The sequence below is a fragment of the Micromonospora sp. C31 genome, assembly GCF_018070575.1.
In the GTDB taxonomy this organism is placed as follows: Bacteria; Actinomycetota; Actinomycetes; order Mycobacteriales; family Micromonosporaceae; genus Micromonospora.
In genome coordinates this window covers 1-17,290 of record NZ_JAGPXN010000030.1, presented here as the reverse complement: position 1 = coordinate 17,290, position 17,290 = coordinate 1, and the positions used below count along the sequence as shown (strand labels likewise).

The 17,290-nt window shown below is 67.4% G+C and carries 12 protein-coding genes; 9 read left to right on the top strand and 3 right to left on the bottom strand.

All coding sequences use genetic code 11. The features are described from left to right. Nucleotides 1–28: 28 nt before the first annotated feature. The 3 genes from KBX06_RS28600 (at nt 29) to KBX06_RS26305 (ending at nt 3,274) form a co-directional block, all read left to right on the top strand. Nucleotides 29–1,198: an RNA polymerase sigma factor RpoD/SigA gene (locus KBX06_RS28600; RefSeq protein WP_210839656.1), complete on the top strand. Its 1,170-nt coding sequence runs from the start codon at nt 29–31 to the stop codon at nt 1,196–1,198. A 111-nt stretch (nt 1,199–1,309) separates the two neighbouring features. Continuing rightward, the gene (locus KBX06_RS26310) at nt 1,310–1,912 is read left to right on the top strand and encodes a very short patch repair endonuclease (RefSeq protein ID WP_307854767.1); all 603 of its coding nucleotides are present in this window, start codon (nt 1,310–1,312) and stop codon (nt 1,910–1,912) included. A gap of 54 nt (nt 1,913–1,966) precedes the next feature. After that, nucleotides 1,967–3,274, top strand: a complete 1,308-nt coding sequence (locus KBX06_RS26305) for an ATP-binding protein (RefSeq protein WP_210839651.1) — start codon at nt 1,967–1,969, stop codon at nt 3,272–3,274. A gap of 15 nt (nt 3,275–3,289) precedes the next feature. On the opposite strand, the gene KBX06_RS26300 is transcribed toward KBX06_RS26305, so the two are convergent. Then, nucleotides 3,290–5,251: a DNA (cytosine-5-)-methyltransferase gene (locus tag KBX06_RS26300; RefSeq protein ID WP_307854766.1), complete on the bottom strand. Its 1,962-nt coding sequence runs from the start codon at nt 5,249–5,251 to the stop codon at nt 3,290–3,292. Nucleotides 5,252–5,541: 290 nt separating this feature from the next. On the opposite strand from KBX06_RS26300, the gene KBX06_RS26295 reads away from it, so the two are divergent. Genes KBX06_RS26295 through KBX06_RS26275 form a run of 5 tightly spaced genes read left to right on the top strand, consistent with a single transcriptional unit; the run spans nt 5,542 to nt 12,773 of the window. Continuing rightward, the gene (locus tag KBX06_RS26295; RefSeq protein ID WP_210839648.1) at nt 5,542–8,199 is read left to right on the top strand and encodes a Z1 domain-containing protein; all 2,658 of its coding nucleotides are present in this window, start codon (nt 5,542–5,544) and stop codon (nt 8,197–8,199) included. Next, the gene (locus KBX06_RS26290; protein ID WP_210839646.1) at nt 8,196–9,188 is read left to right on the top strand and encodes a PD-(D/E)XK motif protein; all 993 of its coding nucleotides are present in this window, start codon (nt 8,196–8,198) and stop codon (nt 9,186–9,188) included. The genes KBX06_RS26295 and KBX06_RS26290 overlap by 4 nt, the downstream gene beginning before the upstream one ends. 11 nt (nt 9,189–9,199) lie before the next feature. Further along, entirely contained in the window at nt 9,200–11,077 is a 1,878-nt protein-coding gene (locus tag KBX06_RS26285) for a hypothetical protein (RefSeq protein ID WP_210839644.1), read from the top strand. Further along, nucleotides 11,074–11,964: a hypothetical protein gene (locus tag KBX06_RS26280; RefSeq protein WP_210839642.1), complete on the top strand. Its 891-nt coding sequence runs from the start codon at nt 11,074–11,076 to the stop codon at nt 11,962–11,964. The genes KBX06_RS26285 and KBX06_RS26280 overlap by 4 nt, the downstream gene beginning before the upstream one ends. Then, nucleotides 11,961–12,773: a hypothetical protein gene (locus tag KBX06_RS26275; protein WP_210839640.1), complete on the top strand. Its 813-nt coding sequence runs from the start codon at nt 11,961–11,963 to the stop codon at nt 12,771–12,773. The genes KBX06_RS26280 and KBX06_RS26275 overlap by 4 nt, the downstream gene beginning before the upstream one ends. A 706-nt stretch (nt 12,774–13,479) precedes the next feature. On the opposite strand, the gene KBX06_RS26270 is transcribed toward KBX06_RS26275, so the two are convergent. Continuing rightward, entirely contained in the window at nt 13,480–14,457 is a 978-nt protein-coding gene (locus tag KBX06_RS26270) for a phosphotransferase (protein WP_210839638.1), read from the bottom strand. Then, nucleotides 14,457–15,830, bottom strand: a complete 1,374-nt coding sequence (locus KBX06_RS26265) for a hypothetical protein (protein WP_210839637.1) — start codon at nt 15,828–15,830, stop codon at nt 14,457–14,459. Before KBX06_RS26265 ends, KBX06_RS26270 begins: the two co-directional genes overlap by 1 nt. A 567-nt stretch (nt 15,831–16,397) precedes the next feature. Here KBX06_RS26265 and KBX06_RS26260 point away from each other — a divergent pair. After that, entirely contained in the window at nt 16,398–16,643 is a 246-nt protein-coding gene (locus KBX06_RS26260) for a hypothetical protein (RefSeq protein WP_210839636.1), read from the top strand. The last annotated feature ends 647 nt before the right edge of the window (nt 16,644–17,290 follow it).

Here is a 17,290-nt window from a genome sequence, read left to right as displayed (position 1 = left end):
GTTGTCGGTGGGGGACACAATGGCCGGTGTGACTTCTTCAGCCGATCAGGAGGTTGTCGACACGTGCGTGCAGCTGATATTGGCGCATGTACGGGACAGGTCGGTCGGAGACTGGGAGGTCGACAGCGTTCTCGAGCTGGTCGGCGACCCACGGGCGACGGTGCGGCAGCAGGTCCTTGAAAGGCTGGTCAAGCTCCGTGTCGCCGTCGTCCCTCCGGGTGGCGACGAGCTCGATGGCCGTGGGCCGGCTCGACTGGTCGACCCGTCCCACAGGGAACCCTTCCTTGCCGATGCCCGGAGGCTCCTGCGTAGGGACAGAGCGTCGTCCCGGCCATGGGACCGCCTGCTCACGGCCTCCGAGGAGGTCGGCCTGGCGCTGCTGCTGCGCGGGGAACAGTACCGGCCGGACGAAGAGGTTCCGCACGGCTATCGCGCAGGTCTCGACGTCTCGGACGAGCGGGCGCGGGCCTTCGACGCGATGGTGCTGCACAACCGGCGGCTCGTAATTTCAGTCGCCGGCAGCTACCTGGGACACGGGCTGGAGAGTGAGGATCTGGACCAGCACGGCGTTGTCGGCCTGATGCGGGCGGTCGAACGGTTCGATCCCACCCGCGGATTGAAGTTCTCCACCTACGCGGTCTGGTGGATCCGCCAGGCTGTGACGAGAGCGGTCGCCAATGAGAGCCGGTTGATCCGTCTTCCGGTCCATAAATCGGATCAGGTACGTCGGGTAGTGGCGAGCCGGAACCGGCTATTGACCCAGTCCGGCACTGCGACCGTGTCGGATATCTGTCACCAACTCGGCATGGAACCGGGCACGGTACTCGAATGTCTCAGACTGCATGCTGGCGTGGTGTCGCTGGACCTGCTCATCGGGGACGGCAACGCGCCGCTTGCCGAATTCGTAACCCCGGCGCAGGACACCCAGAGACCTGATGTGGTTACTCAGCGTCAGGAGACGTTGACACTTCTCCGCGCCTCACTGAAAGATCTACCCGAACGCTCGGCGGCGATCCTGATCTGGCGGGCCGGTATCGGCACCGGTGTGCCCATGACTCTCGATGAGATCGGACGACGGCTCGGAGTCACCCGCGAGCGTGTCCGTCAGTTGGAGAAGAAGGCACTGCCGCAGCTACGCGAGCGGATGAGAGCACGTCTGGGCGGCGAAGCGCCGAGGGGCGACGATCTCTTGGACTGATGTCCGGATCGATACGGACGCTGAGGCAGGACACGGCCCACGGCGCCCGCTCGTGCGTTCACGCACCGCCTCGGCCAACGAGCTGTCGGGGCTCGCACGGGTTGCCATCGGATGCCGCAGCCGTCCTTCGCGCCGTGCGTACCGGGACTGAGCCGACGAAGCTCCGGAAATCGAAGTGGAGCGGGACATCAGGGTGGCCACCTTGTCCTGAAGGCCGTCGGGGCCCGGGAACCGCCACCGCCCGTCGACGCGCGTTGGGGTAACTTGTCGGCAATGACGCGACGCCCCACCGCTCTCAACGCCGCAGTGTCGGCGCAGATGAGCCGGATGCCGCGATCGCGGACGAAGCCTGAGATGTCGGTGCGACGTGAACTGCACCGACGAGGGCTGAGATTCAGGGTGAACCATCCCGGCCTACCCGGCCGACCGGACATCGCTTTCACGCGGGCACGGTTGGCTGTGTTCGTCGACGGCTGTTTCTGGCACCTGTGCCCTCAGCATGCAGTGCTGCCGAAGAACAATGCCACGTGGTGGCGGGAGAAACTGCAGCGTAACGTGCTGCGTGACCGTGAAAAGGACGAAGCACTGGCAGCGCTTGGCTGGACGGTGCTGCATGTCTGGGAGCATGAGGATCCCGTGGCCGTGGCGGATCTCGTCGAACAACTTTGGCGGACACGGTGCCGATCCGATGCCACAGCGAGGGCGGTCGAGTGAGGCAGGGTGGGTGTGGCATCCTGGTCCTCACGCACGACGTGAGCGGAGGTGCCAATGCCGGGTAGAGCGTGGTACGACGTGGCGCCCTCAGCCGCACGGCTGACCGGGTCGCTGCGGGATATCGGGTACGAGTTCCCGACTGCGGTGGCAGACATCGTCGACAACAGCGTGGCGGCGGGAGCCACCCGTATCGATGTCACCGTCGAGTTCGACGGGGAGGAATCCCGTGTCGTGATCGCCGACGACGGTCACGGCATGTCAGCCGGCCAGCTGACAGAGGCGCTCAGGTTTGGCACCAGACGTTCGTACCGTCGCGGCGAGCTGGGTCGGTACGGCCTCGGCCTCAAGACCGCGTCACTGTCCCAGTGCCGGACACTCACAGTGATCAGTCGCAGCAGCCGAACAGTTGCGCGGACGAGCGCGCGTCAGTTGGACCTCGACCTTGTGGAGGAATGGGACCAGTGGGTGGTCGTGGACCCGTCCCCGCAGGATCCGGTGGTCCGCAGCGCCCGGCAGTGGCTGGCCGAAGGCACCGGCACCGTGGTCGTCTGGCAGGCGCTCGATCGCGTGCTGCCCGAGAAGCGCCCGTCGGGCGGCTGGGCCCGACGACGTCTGGAGTCCCTGGCGGCGCGGACGTCGGACCACCTCAGCATGGTTTTCCACCGCTTCTTGGAGGGATCCGACGGACTCACGCCACTGGTGCTTTCGGTGAATGGGCAGAAACTGCGCCCGTGGAACCCGTTCGCACTGCAGGAGCCGCACACCTCTGAGCTGCCCCGGCAGCAGTTCGAGATCGAGATGGCGGGCACCGCGGGACTGGTTCAACTCAGGCGCTTCGTCCTACCGCCGCGTGACTGCTTCACCTCAGCCGCAGAATTCGAACGGCACTCCGGCCCTCTGAACTGGAACCGGCAGCAGGGCCTGTACGTGTACCGGGCCAACCGACTGGTGCAGTGGGGCGGATGGGGAGGGATCCGCGGTATCGACGAGCACACCAAGTTGGCCAGGGCGGCGCTGGATTTCGACAACGACCTCGACAGCGCATTCAATATCAACGTCGCCAAGATGCGCGTCAGCCTGCCGGCCCAGTTGCGCCACATACTGGAGGCCCCGGTCAACGAACTGTGCGTCCTCGCAAACGATGCCTACCGCAGAACCTCGCGGCGACAGGGACGACCGTTCCCGACGGATGTGGATGCGTCACCTGAGGTGCGTGCAGCCACCCAGGCGGCCACGACCGCCGGCCTCGCTCTGCGGATGGCCGCCATGCAGGCGGATCAGTGGGAGGCATGGCAACGCATCGAGGAGACCCTCCGCGCCCAGTCGCCGGAGGTGGCGCAGCTCCTCGGGCTGGACCGCTGACCCGGACCGGAGAGGTCAGAACAGCTGGGGTCGGTCGATCCGCGCTCCGGCGCACTTCTTCACCAGCGGGCATTCCTGGCACAGCGGCTCGACCGGCCGGCACAGCGTGTTCGCGAGTTCGATCAGGCCCAGATGCGCGGCGCGCGCATCGCTGTCGATCCCGATCATGCGGGCGACCTCCAGCCGGCCGTCCGTAAGGCGGTTGCGTCGGTCGACGGGATGGCCGCTGAAGCGGGCTGCAACCCGCAACACACCCTTAGTGACGAGTACAGGCTCCTCCGATTCGTCCTCGGTGCCCGCGGGAACGGCCAGAACGGCCAGGTCGGCGACGGACTCGTTGAGCCCGGGGACCCGCCGCAACGCATCGTCATCCCGCAGTGCCCGGGGATCACCGGCGAGTCGCTGGGCGAGCTCAACCACCGTCCCGGCCCGGTTCGCCCGAGAGATGAATCCACCGGTACGGCGTAGCTTCTCCTCCGCAGCCACCGTGTCCTGTGGCTGGCGCCATGTCCGTAGCAGGGTCCACACCTGACGCATCACGTCCGGGTGGGCGCGGTCGAGCAGTATCTCCGCCTGGATGACCTGCCACCGTGTCTCCGCACGCAGCCATGGAATGCCGCTGACCTGACCGGAGGCGAACCAGGCTGCGAGCGTCGAGGCGACCTCCCGCGTCGACACGTGTGCCGGTCGGGGGTTGTCGAGCGCACCTCGCACGGCCCGGGACAGGTGTTCACCGAGCAGCGGAGGTACAGCGTTGCCGATCTGTTTGAACGCGGCCGACGGCGGGCCGGCGAAGCGGAACCAGTCGGGGAAGGTCTGCAGACGGGCTGCCTCCCGCACGGTGATCGTGCGGTTCTGCCGCGGGTGGATGTACCAGTAGCCGTCCTTTGCGATGTGCGCCGTGATGGTCCGTGACAGGTCGTTCTCGTCCAGGCGCTTGTACTTGTCGTCGAAGATGTCGTCGCGATACCGCTTGACCTCGTCCGGTAGATCGGAATACCGGGTCGTCGGATCCATCATTTCGAACGCACGCAGATCGTCCTCGCGTACGGGACGGGTGATGTGGTCGAAGATTCGGTGCGCATCCGGTTCAGGTACGCCCTCCCGCATGCGCTTCTGGAAGCCCGTCACGGGCACGTCGTAGGGGGTCCAACCCTCGGCGCCCCCTTCCGGACGCCAGCCGCCCTCCACCTCCGGTAGGTCACCGATCGCGTTCCACACGGTGACCCGCTCCGGCTGCTCCGCTGGCCAGTCGAACGCGAGACCGTCCCGCAGACCGACCAGAATGAGCCGTTGACGGAACTGCGGAACGCCGTACCGGAAGGTGTCGACCGCTTTCTCCTCCACCGCGTAACCGAGCGATTCCAGCTCGTGCACCATCGTCCGGAGGATGAACATCTCCTTGTCGAGAGCCATGTCCGTCACGTTCTCCATCAGCACCGCCGGCGGACGCGCAAGCCGGATGACCTCGAGGAACGATCGCCAGAGGTCACGCCGTTCGTCATAGGGATCGCGCAGACCGTGGCGCACCTTGTGGCGGATCATCGACCGACCGGCCTTGGAGAACGGCTGACAGGGAGGCCCGCCGGCCAGCAACTCGACATCTGCCGCCCGGACGAGTTCGGCGACCTCCCGGATGCGCGCCGGGTCACCCAGGTCCCAGTCCACGCTCAGACCACCGTGGTGGTGGCGGTGGGTCTCGACCGCCTCCGGGTAGTGGTCCACCGCGAGGACGACCCGGTAGCCGGCATTCTCCATACCAAGACTCAGACCGCCCGCCCCGCTGAACAGATCGACGGCCAACCGGTGCCCTCCCCTACGGGACGCCTGTGCGTACCGCAGCAGTTGGTCGCTGTCGGTGACGGCGTCGGGGTGGGGTGCCAGCTGCACGAAGGGCCCACGTACCAGCCTGACCTTGTACTTACCGCGACGGGCGGTGGGATCGGGTGCGTTGGGGTCGGCGGCGCGGTCGGTCACGTGCATGAACGTTACCGGTGACGGCGCCGGCGGCCCAGCATGCCCCGGCGCGGACGTCGGCGCCGGAATGCGACCCTTTCGCGGGGTCGGACAGCGCGGAACCGCCGACCGGTGTGGGATCACACCGCTTCGGCGCGATCATCCCGGCCGGCCGGACGACCGGACGACCGGACGGTCCCGGGGGAGGGTGACCTGCGCCACCCATGCTGTATACGTGGTTACCGGACAACGCTCTGCCGGGTGTCCCCACTGGAACCACCCATCGGCACGACGACGACGGAAGGGCGCGGATGCACCGGATCAGCGACGAGGACCTCAACGACCTGGTCGAACAGATCGCCAGTGCCGTGTACGGCAACAGCACGATCCCGGCGATCCGTCGCCAGTTGGGCAGATTCGTTCCGGCCGATATCCTCGACGCCGCCATCACGGAGTACCAGGCCCGGGCCGGGCGCCCCCGTGACCTGCACGAGCCCCGTTCCCTGACGGATCCATCGACACAACTGGAACCGTGGTACATCCCCCGGTCCGACGACGTCTTCTGGCCGTCGGTGAGGCGCCGTCTGGAGGCCACGGGTCTCGACGACGAGCCGATCAGACTTATCAACGACTCGTCGAGCAAGATCGTCTCGTTTGTTCCACCGCCCGGGACGGAGCGGTTCAGCAGTCGCGGCCTGGTTCTCGGACACGTCCAGAGCGGCAAGACAACCAACTTCATGTCCGTGGCGGCGAAGCTGTGCGACGCACGCTACCGGTTGGTCGTGGTGCTGTCCGGCATCACCGACAACCTGCGGTCACAGACGCAGCAGCGACTGGAACAGATTCTCGTCGGTGACGACCGCGGCCGTTGGCATCTGCTGACCGATGGCGAAACGGACTTTGACGACAGGCAGGCGCGCAATGCTGCAAACCTGCTCAGCAATCCCGACCAGCGGCTCCTCGCTGTGGTCAAGAAGAACCCGTACCGCCTCCGTAAGCTGGCCCGCTTCCTGGAGGCCGCCGGCACCATCCTGCAGGACTGTCCCATCCTCGTCATCGACGACGAGGCCGACCAGGCGAGTATCGACGTGGGCAACAGGGGGCGACAGTCAACCATCAACTCCCTGATCCGTCGCATCCTGAGCAAACCGAAGGTCGCCTACGTCGCCTACACCGCGACACCGTTCGCGAACCTGCTCGTAGACCCGACCGTGCCCGACGATCTCTACCCCGCCGACTTCATCGTCGACCTCCCCCCTTCCGACGACTACTTCGGTGCAGAGCGGATCTTCGGACGCGATCTGCTGACCTACGAGGCCGGGCCGGTCGACCGGGGCCTGGATGTCGTACGGACGGTCCCTGACGACGAGGTCCCCTCGGTCCGGCCACCCGGCGCCCGTGCCGGCTTCGGCGACTGGAGGCCGACCGTCACCGACAGCCTCGGCGACGCTGTCCGCTGGTTCGTCCTGGCCACCGCCGCCCGCCGCTGCCGCGGCGGTGCACCGGCCGATTCGACCATGTTGATCCACACGTCGATGCGGGCCATCGCACACCAGCGGACGGCCGAGGTCGTGCAGGCGTACCTGGAGACTCTCCGTGGCGGCTGGTCGACCGCCACCCTCCGGGAAATGTTCCGCCAGCAATGGGAACGGGAGACGGGCCGGGTGCCCGCCGCCGATCTCGGACTTCCGCCCGTACCGTGGCCGCAGGTCTGCGACCGGATCCCCGATGTCATGGCCGACGTCCGCGTGGTGGTCGACAACTACCAGTCCGACGTCCGACTCAGCTACGGAGAGGAGCCGGTCACCGCCATCGCGATCGGGGGCAACACGCTCTCCCGTGGGTTGACCCTCGCCGGCCTGGTGTGCAGTTACTTCGTCCGGGCGGCCTCTGCCTACGACACGTTGCTGCAGATGGGTCGCTGGTTCGGCTACCGCCAGGGCTACGAGGACCTGCCCCGGATATGGATGACAGGCGAGCTCGCAGCGTGGTTTGTGGACCTGGCGACCGTGGAGGCCGAGATCCGGCAGCAGATCCGCCGCTACGAGACGGAGCACAAGACGCCACGGCAGTTGGCGGTGATGATCCGTAAACACCCGGCCATGGCAGTGACGTCGGCCGCCAAGATGCGCGCCGGCGTCACGGTCCGCTACAGCTTCGGCTCCCAGGTCATGCAGACGATCAAATTCCACCATCGCGACGAGGGGTGGCTGCGGCACAACATCGACGCCGGCGACCGTCTCCTCACCGCCGCCCGTAGCCTGCCCGGGGTGCGGGAGATTCCCGTGCGGGCCGGCCGCACTGCTCTGACCGGGGTGCCGGCCGCGAGAGTGATGGCCTTCCTGCGCGACTACCGCTTCCATGAGCGCAGCCCCAGCCTCCGCCCGGAAGCCCTGTGCGAGTACATCGCCAAGCAGAACGACTACGACGCACTGCGCACCTGGAACATCGTCGTGATCGACCAGGGCAGCGACCGCCTGGGCGGAATGGCGCTGGCGGGCCGGAAGTACCACATGATCAACCGCAGCCGACTCACCGTGCCGGAGGACTATGCCGACATCAAGGCACTGGTGTCGACCCTGGACCGCGTCGCCGACCTACCGGCCTCCATCAGGATCAGCGACATGATCGACGGAGACCCCACCGACCGGAGGTTACGGGAGTTGCGTGACGGGCAGCTGGGGGGCACAGGGCTCCTGTGTCTCTATCCCGTGAGCAGGAGGTCCACGGTCGAGCGCAACAGCGGCAAACGCGGCTATCCGAGAGCGGAACTCGCGGCAGTGGAGGACATACTCGGCGTGGGTCTGTTCTTTCCCGAGGCCCGGGGACCCGAGGACCGTGACTACGTCTCGGTCGACCTGTCCGGCCTCGCGCCGTTCGACGAGGAGCTCGAGACCGTCGACATCGACGAGATCGACGCCGCCGACGAACGGGCGGGCGAAGGCATGACCGACGGTGCCGCATCATGACAGGCGGCGCCGAGGAGATGTTCCGCCGCCTGGAGGCGACCGATCCGCCACGGGAGATGCGCGTGCTGGACAGTCCGGTCGAGGTGGCCGCCGGGCCGGTCGCTGTCGGCATCGACGCCTCGGGGCGCCGGCATCTGCTCATTCCGCTGACCGACCGGCACCCCACCGTGCAGGACACCACCAGCCGGGGCGTCACCGTCACCACCCGGAGCTTGGAGGACGACTCCGGCCACCCGGGACGGTATACGGACGTGGTCTGCCAGCTGCCTGAGCTCAACGACATCTTCGCGGCATTCACCGATGAACTGAGCCGACAGTTGCAGCGCCGCCCGGGCGATCCGGGACGGGTCTGCCTGGAGCTCCTGCACCGGTGGCGCGAGCTGCTCTATCCCGCACCCGGTCCGATACTCGGACCGGAGGCGCTGCTCGGCCTGCTCGCCGAGCTGCACTTCCTCGAACTGATCTGCGGGCTCGGTGGCCCTGAGCCGCTTCAGCTCTGGACCGGTCCCCAAAAGGCACGCGCGGACTTCACCTCGGTCACGGCTGCCGTCGAAGTCAAGGCCACAACGCACCGCGACCGTCTGGTCGTGGGCGTACACGGCGCCGACCAACTGGAGGAACGTCCAGGCACCGATCTCTACCTGTACGTCGAGCAGTTCGAACGCGACAGCGCCGGCGACAGCGTCCCCGACGTCGTCGACAGGCTCCTCGGTACGGGACTCGACAGGCGTGTCCTGCTGGACGCCCTGGCCACGGTCGGTTACCGCAACGACGACGCCGATGCGTACCGCCGGGACAGGCACCGTGTGAAACGCGCCGCCGCGTACCACGTCAACAGTTCGGGTTTCCCCCGGGTAACGTCCGGGCAGCTCGATGCGGCACTGCAGCAGCACCTGGTCCGCCTGAACTACAGTATCGATCTGTCAGCTTTCGATCATCATCTCACCGCCCCCTCCGCGGCAGCCGCCGCGCTTCTGGAACAGCCATGACGCGCATCGCCATGTACGCCGAGCCGCTCCCACCATCAGGTGGGATCGACGCGCGGTCGGTACGCCGGACACTCGGCACCTACTCCATGGATTTCTGGGAACTGTTCCTGCGCGAGACACTGCAGAACAGCTGGGACGCCGCCACAGGGGACCGGCCCGCCGAGTTCTCCGTGGACGGTTGGCGCCTCAAGGCCGAGCAACTGCAGAGCCTGCGCCGTCTTCTTCCCGGGGCCGACCTGGACACCCCGGACCTCAGGGTCCTGACGGTCACCGACACGGGTACGAGCGGGCTCACCGGTCCCACCCGGGCGGACCGGGTGGGTAGAGACGACCCGCGGGATTTCGTCGACCTTGTCCGGAACGTCGGCCGACACCCGGACAAGGGGTTCGCCGGCGGAACCTACGGCTACGGCAAGGCCGTGCTGTTCGAGGCGAGCAACATCGACACGGTAGTGATATTCACCCGCATCGAGACCACCGCGGGTCTCCAGAGCCGACTGATCGGCATGTCCCTCACCGACCCGTACCGGGACGGGCGGCGTCAGTACACCGGACGCCACTGGTGGGGAGTCCCACACAGCGACGTCGGCGTGGAGCCGGTCACCGGGCCGACGGCAGAGCACCTGGCCCGGGCCATCGGACTGACACGCCTGCCCGGGGATGGAACCGGCACCTCGATCATGGTCATCGCGCCACGGACCGGAGAGGAGCCGCTGTCCGACGTGGTCGCGTTGATGGCCGACACCGCCACGAGGTATGCGTGGGCCAATACCGTCGGGCAGGAGGGTTCACCTCCCGGTCTCACGTTACGGTTCACCTTCGACGGGTCACGGATCGATCTTCCGGACCCGGCGACCGATGCACGGCTGCGGTACTTCGTCGAGGCGCACCGGCGCTGCCGCTCGGTCTTCGACGGCGCAGCAGGAGACCACCCCTGGCCCTGGGTGGTCCAGGAGATCGTCGGCACCCGTCCGGAGCAACGTCTCGGCGTACTGGCATGGCGGACGTACAGGTCGGGTGCCTCCGGCAGCCATGCCCGACCACCCGCGGAGATCGCCCTCATGCGCCGGCCGGGCCTCGTCGTCGAATACCGCAACGTCACTCCGGATCCGTTCGGATACGCCATCGGCGGCGTGTTCATCGCCGACCCCGAACTCGACAAGGATTTCGCCCGCGCCGAACCACCGACGCACGACAGATGGCAACCGAGGCTGGCGCAACGGCAGCGGTACGCCCGTAACCCGGTCAGCCAGGCACTCAACCGCATCGACCGGGTCTTCAGGGAACGCCGTGCGGACAACGCGACCGCCCCTACCACCGAGGCCGCGACGGGGGTTTCACGACTGGCGAACGTCCTCGGCACGCTCCTCGACACACAGGCGGGTGGCACGGACACCCGCATTCCGGCCGGGTCGGACAAAGCGGCGCCCAACCCACCGACCACCCCGTCGGGAGCACCGGCAAGCCACACCGGCACACCGACAGCGGGCAACGGGGGGAACGGAAGCCAGCAGGGACACCACGGCCGGGGCCCGCGCTCCACGCCGGGTCCGGCACTGCGTTTCCATCCCCGTCCCCGCCAGACCCTGCTGGCCGACGGTAGCCGTGCGGTCGAATTCGACATCGACCTCACCGGGAGCTCCGGTGCACCGCTGACCCTCATCGCCCAGCCACTGGTAGCGGTGGCCGACGGAGCACCGGAGCCGGCCGACGAGACCACCCCCGTCGAAGTTCTGCACTGGCGTGACCGGGACAACGGAGACCTCACGCCCGGTCCGCGGCTGACCCTGACCTCCGTGACGTCGGAACACTGGACCGTCACTCTCACCCAACCGGCTGATGCAGCCGTCACCGTTCGGGTACGCCAGGAGGAGGTGACACCGAGGTGAGCGCCCCCATCAGCGCGGGTCACCTGACCCCGGCCGAGGAGCGCATCCGGTCCGGAACCGTGACGGTCACCGGTCCGCAGGGCCCACCCGTCCCCGAGGGGGAGCCGGTGCCGGACTGGGACTACTTCACGAATCTCACCGCGACCTGGCCGCTGAATGTCGACCTGCCCGGGGTACTGCAGGACTGCGGCCTGTCGCCGGCCGCAGCCGTGCACTGTCTGGTCACCTGGCACAGCAGCAGTACCAACCGACGCGACAATTCCTCTCCGGCCAGACTGGTTGACGGCGACAACCGACTGACGGTTGCGATCCCGGGCACCGAGATCGGCGGAGTCCTCACCCTGACCGCCCGGATGGTCCTGGCTGCACCTGACCCTGCACCGATCTCGCCGCTGGCGGCCCTCCGGCCCGGCGCCATCCTCTGGCAGGCCCGACGGCGCTTCACCCTGGAAGGCAGCGGCAGCCGATTCCCCGTCGTGGCTACGAGCTTCGCCGAGAGTGGGCTTGCCGAGGGACGCCGCTCCCTGTGGTACCTCTCCTGCGCCCCGGATCTCGACGGCTCGGACACCGGCAGCATCCGGCTGTACCTCAACACGGACCACCCCGCAATCACCACGATGCTCAACCAACCGGAAGCGGAGACCTCCAGGACCCTCGCCGAAGTGCTCCGGCACGATGTCGTCCGTCAGCTCATCCAGACGGCGCTGCGCTGCGAGGACCTCCAGGAAGAACACGACCACGGCGAAGGCACACTCGGCGAGCTGTTCATCAACCTCATACGCAGGTACTTCCCCGACCGGTCGCTCTCCGACCTACGCAGTCAACACCGCAACGACCCGAGCGAACTGGAGGCGGTCATCCAAGGTCTCGACCGGGTCCTCGCATGAACCGGCTGTACGTCTACCCGCGCTTACCTGCACACGTCGCTGAGCAGCTGCTGACCCTCCACACCGGCCGGGACCTCGTCGAACTGCGGAGGCTGTCAACCACTGCCGATGCGCGCACCACCTGGTACCCGACCGCGCCCCACCGCGTAGCGGAGGACGACCTCCGGGCCCTGCAGCAGACCGTCCGCGGGATCGCCACGGAAGCCAACTGGCCGGCCCCTCTGAGCAAGACGAACGGCACAGCCTTCGACCGTCTGCTGGCACCGGCCCTGTACCGGCAGATGACCATCGTGCCCGCCGACGCGGCGAGCGAAGAGGTCTGGTCGTTTCTCAGCCTGGTCCTGTTGCCGGACATCGCGCTCTGGCGGTGGCCCAATCCGCTACGCCGGCCAGGCTACGAACGCATCATCGGCCGTCCCCGCAACGTGTTCCGGCGCCTCTGGACCCGCGTCCACAGCCTGGGCGAGGACCTCGGAGCCCGGCTCTACGAGGACGAAGCCGTCGCAATCCTCGAGCGCCCGACGCTCGGTGCGCATCCTCGCGTCGCCCGCGCCATAGCGCACGGCCACCTGGCTGTAGCCGGGGAAGCCGGCGCCGCACGCACCGACATCCTACGGATCACCGCCCGTAGACTCCGGCGACTTGCAGTAGTGGTCAGCCTCGAATCGCTCGACGACACTCAGCTGGCACAGTTGGTGGGGAGATACACGAAGGAAGCCATCGACCAGTTGCGGCCCGTGACAACCGCCAGCACGTACAACCACCAGTTCCCTACTCAAGTACAAACGAGGTCAGGCGTCAGCCCGTAAGGGTTGGAGCAGAGGTGGACGCTAACGCCTGAGCCGCGAACCATGGGACGACGTGCAGTGGGGATCGTCTGCCAAGCGGCGTCACGCCGATGGGATGAAGGGTCTTCGATCAACTCGAAGGCCTGCCGGGCCGGACGCAGGCAGCTCGGACGACCGTCTGCTCAGCTTGCCCGAGTCGCCGATTGGCAGGACGTCCCGGTCAATACCACGCTCGGAGTTGGCGACCGCAGGCATCCCGCCTCCATCCCGGAGTGGGGCGTCTCCGACACTCCGCCAGGCGCCGTAACCGCAGCCGCTTAAGGCGCGTCGAGTAGCAGCTTTGAGGGCAGTGGCAGCAACACCGACGCGACTGGCGCTACCCGCTTATCGCTACGATCGGCTCTCCCGGTGCAACCTTTGCCGACCCGTACAGCGGTGGTCCGACCGCGACCGGGGTGGGGTGAGTGATCGCGGTCCGCCCACGTGGGCGTGGAGTAGGACCGTCCCAGAGTTCCAAGTCCCACCGCTCGTCGTGAAAGGTCCATCCCCGCGTACCTGGAGTGGTCCGTGATGTTGACGTCGGTCGGGAACCTGGAGAAGGCGAAGTGGAGTCCCTTCACGCAGGCGTGAGATGGACCAGGGCTGACTTGCGCCCTGATCCGTCGTGGTGCACCTCAGGTCAAGTGGGGTGGTCCCGTCTACGCGGGTTGGCCAAGGTGCACCGGTGCTACCGATAGCGGCGCCAAGTGCATGCAAGGTCTTCTTGAAAAAGCGATCGAAGCCGGTGCGCCAACTCTCGGGCTACATCGGGTCGACCAGCAAGGGCGTCGATGGTGCTCGTCACCAACTGCAGTTCCCGGATCCGGCGCAGCACTGGCCAGCCCGCCCATCTGGTGATGTCAACCCCGTAGGCATCGACGAAGCCCCGATAGTCGGCGGCCGAGCGACCAAACCGGGTGGCTCCGTGTGCGGTCGGTACGAGGTCCCACTCCCGCGGACCGATGGACATCCCATCCAGGTCGCACAGCAAAGCTCCCTTGCAGCCGATTGCACCGTCACCCGGCGCCGCCAGGAGAACGTTCCCGGTGTGGGCGTCCCCGTGAATGACGCCTTGGGGCAGTCGCCACACGACTCGGCCGAGATCCTCTTCCACCTCGTCGCAGCGCCTATGAAGATCGAGCAGCAGATGGTCGGCCGGGATGCCGAGCTCCATGCCGGACCATTGTTCCAACTCGGTGGCTTGCCGGGTCGGTAGCCCTGCGGCAGCGTCGAGACGCCGACGGAACTTCTCAATCGGCGACCACCTCGGCAGGGCTACATCAAGTCCGTCAAGGCCGTGGAGCGCACGCAGTGGCGCAGCGAGATCGACTGGCTTGGGCTCATCGTTGACTGTCGGGACGTACTGCCATACGGTCCCGACCCAGTCACCACTGAAGATCGGTGCAGAAGCAGCACCGGCGGCAAGCCGTACGGTCGGCATGCCAGCCTCCTGCAGGCACGCCGCGACCGACACCACCCGGCGGGCGACCTTCGCAGCATAGGGACCGGCAGCAAGTCGGATCACGAACGGTGGTGCCACGAACACCGCGTTCATCGTGTATTTGACGAGCCTGGCGTCATCCGGGTCGACGCCGATCTGCTCGCAGACGTGGCTCAGGTGGGTACGGAGTTCCGAGGCGACAGCGTCGCTGAGTGCGGTAGCCATCAGACCGCCTGCATTTCCGCGATCCGGCTGCCGAGAGCAGCCAGCGCCGGCTCCCGCTCGGCCTGCGGCGCCGCAAGCTTCCACAGGACGTTCAGACGAGCGTTGACGCGAGCCGATCGCATCCCGTCCGCCACCAGCCCCACCGCCTTCGTCCCGTACTCGCCAGCGGCAGCGAGATCACCCGCCAGGATACTCGCCGTGGCGACCGAGATCGTGTCGAAGATAAAAGACCGGCGATCTTGCGGTCGGCGCAGCCGGACCGCTTGGTGAGAGTGCTCAGCGGCGCGGTCGACGTAACGCACGTGCTCCGGGTGGCGGGCCAGGGCGGAGTAGACGACGGCGGAGATGCCGTGTACGTCGGCTTCGGTCAGCGCAAAGTGTGTCCAGTCCGGCGCGGTATCCGGGTCTGCCTGATCGAGCTCGCAACGTGCCCGGGTCAGGCTGTCGACGACCTGGTGGTCGGTGCCGAGAAGCGCGTAGGCCCACGCGGAGTTGGCGTGAAGTATGCCGACGCTGGCATGACAGCCGGCCTGCTGCGCTGCGAGCTGGCCGAGACCGAACAGTTGAAGCGCTTCGGCCGGTTGTTCCTGGTGCAGGCTGACCCGCCCGAGGCGATACAGCGTGTTGGCCAGCAGCGGCAGCGAGTTGGTCTGTCGCGCCAGGACGAGGCTCTGGGTGAGATGCCGACGCGCCAGGTCGTGATCGTCGAGGTCATGCGCCACCCAACCGACGAGGTTGTGTAGCTCCGCGAGGGCAGCCCGCAGCTCGGCAGCAACGATCTCGTCGCACTGCACTTGCAGGAGCTGCGTTGCCCACGCCACGTACCCGCGCGCGGATTGCAGGCAGCGCCCTCCTCCGGCAGCGGCATCGAGCCTGCGGTGGAAGGCGGTGACGGCACGGACGGTGGCTACTTCGTCCTGGCCGACGGCGACTGGGACGGCGACCTCCTGTGAGCTGGGTAGCCACCGCTCTACGCCGGCGGGTATCGCGCCTACCGCGATGCTCGCCACGACGCCGAGCAGCTCGCGAGAATCGAGCGGCGCCGCACGTCCGGCCTGCCCAAAGGACGCGCCCTGCCGGTGGTGAACAGCGTGTTCGTCGAGGGCGAGCCCCATGAAATGGCGCGGGATGCACAGCCCTTCGGCGATGCGGTCCAGCACGGAGTAGTCGGTGACGATGCGGCGCCCCGCGGCAATCTCCGAGACTCGGCTGGCGCCCAGACCGGTTGCGGTCGCGATGGCGGACCAGCTGAAGCCGCGTTCCTTGAGGAAGCCGAAGACCGCTCCGATGTCGTGGCGAGCAAGGTGTACGCGAATGCTGACCCCGCGGTGATTGCCCTCGTGCCACCACTGCGGCCTGACGACCCGCTGCATGGGTGGTCACTCCTTCCAACTGCGGATACTGCGCACAGTAGTCGGCCGCCTGCCAGATGTCCGCCCTGCCGCCGGTTCTGCGGCCCGTCGTCTCACCGTGAGAGGCCCACCGTGAGGCGCTCACCGATGGCTAGCTGGCGACAGACCGCACCGGCCAAGGTCGTTGGCATGCCAGTCAGAGACCGTCGCCGCCCACGGGTTCTCGCCCAGGGTTCGGCGGCTGGAGCGAACGAGCTCCGGTGCCAATGCGACGGCCGTCATGAGGTTGGCCTGGACGGGTTCGGGGTGGGTGCTGTGCAGGAGGCCCGCTCGCCTCGGACCAGTGCGTGGTCGGAGAGCAGGCAGGCGTTGGCCCGCGACGCCGGCAGCTCTCCGCCCGCGCACGCCGGAGGTCCGTGCTGCTCGGGATCGCCGTCCCCCGCGCCATCCCGCGCCGGACCACCGGTGCCGTGGTGGCGTGCCGGTGCCCTCGTGCGCCGGCACGCCACTGCGGACCACTCAGCACGTAGTCACTTCCACAGGCTGCCCGCCACCCGCGATTGCACACCGAAGCTTCAGGAGCGGCTCATGACCGGCCAGTACCCGACGGTCCCGCGTCGGTTCGCCCTGGTGCGTTACCTCGACGGCAATGACACCCAGGTGGTGATCGCCTGGGGTATGGAGCTGCCGGACGGTTCCGCCGTCTCGCTGAACGCCGAGGGCCAGGCGATCGCCGTCTGTAGCAGAGCCGGTCACTGCGAACTCATCCACAACGCAGAGCTGGTCTGGATAGACGGCGACCTCGGTGACTCCGCAGCAGACAAGTCGTCATGATGGCCGCCTTCAGCGTGACCAAGAGCCTGTACGCGCGGCCCCATCCGGAAAGCGACTTCCGTGCAACCGCGCAAGTGGTCCTGAACATCCATCAGGACGACGACGGCTTCTGTCGCGGCTGCTACGTCTACTTCCGCCAGCTCAAGCCCTTCCCCTGCGAGTACTACTCCTGGGCAGCGCGAGTGCTCGCCAGCTATCCGAAACCAGCGCGCTCGGTGGGCAGAGCGCCCGTACGCGATCGTCGGCTTGGTGAATCTAGGCCCACTCCAGCGTCTCGGCTGGTGCCGCCGGCAACCAACTCGCCTCCGACAACGCGCTGGTCATCCACCTGGCGTGGCACCAGGGCCGTCGGCATCTCGATCTCCGCCTCAACCGGCGGTAGCGGCGACCCCAAAGACGCGGGCGCCGAGCTTCATGACGGGTCAGGGCGACCCGCGGAACCAACAAGGAGGAACACATGGCGATCGGAACGCTGGAGCTGAGCGCGACGGTCAGTGACGACGAGTTCGACCTCGACGTCAGAGGGTGGTTCGGGAGGCTTTGTCTGATGTGGGTTTGACGGTTCGTTAGCGGCCCTGGTGGGGGCTACGCGGACGTCGCCGGCGGGGCGAGGGTGAACAGTCCGGCCTCGGGTTCGGTGAGGATCT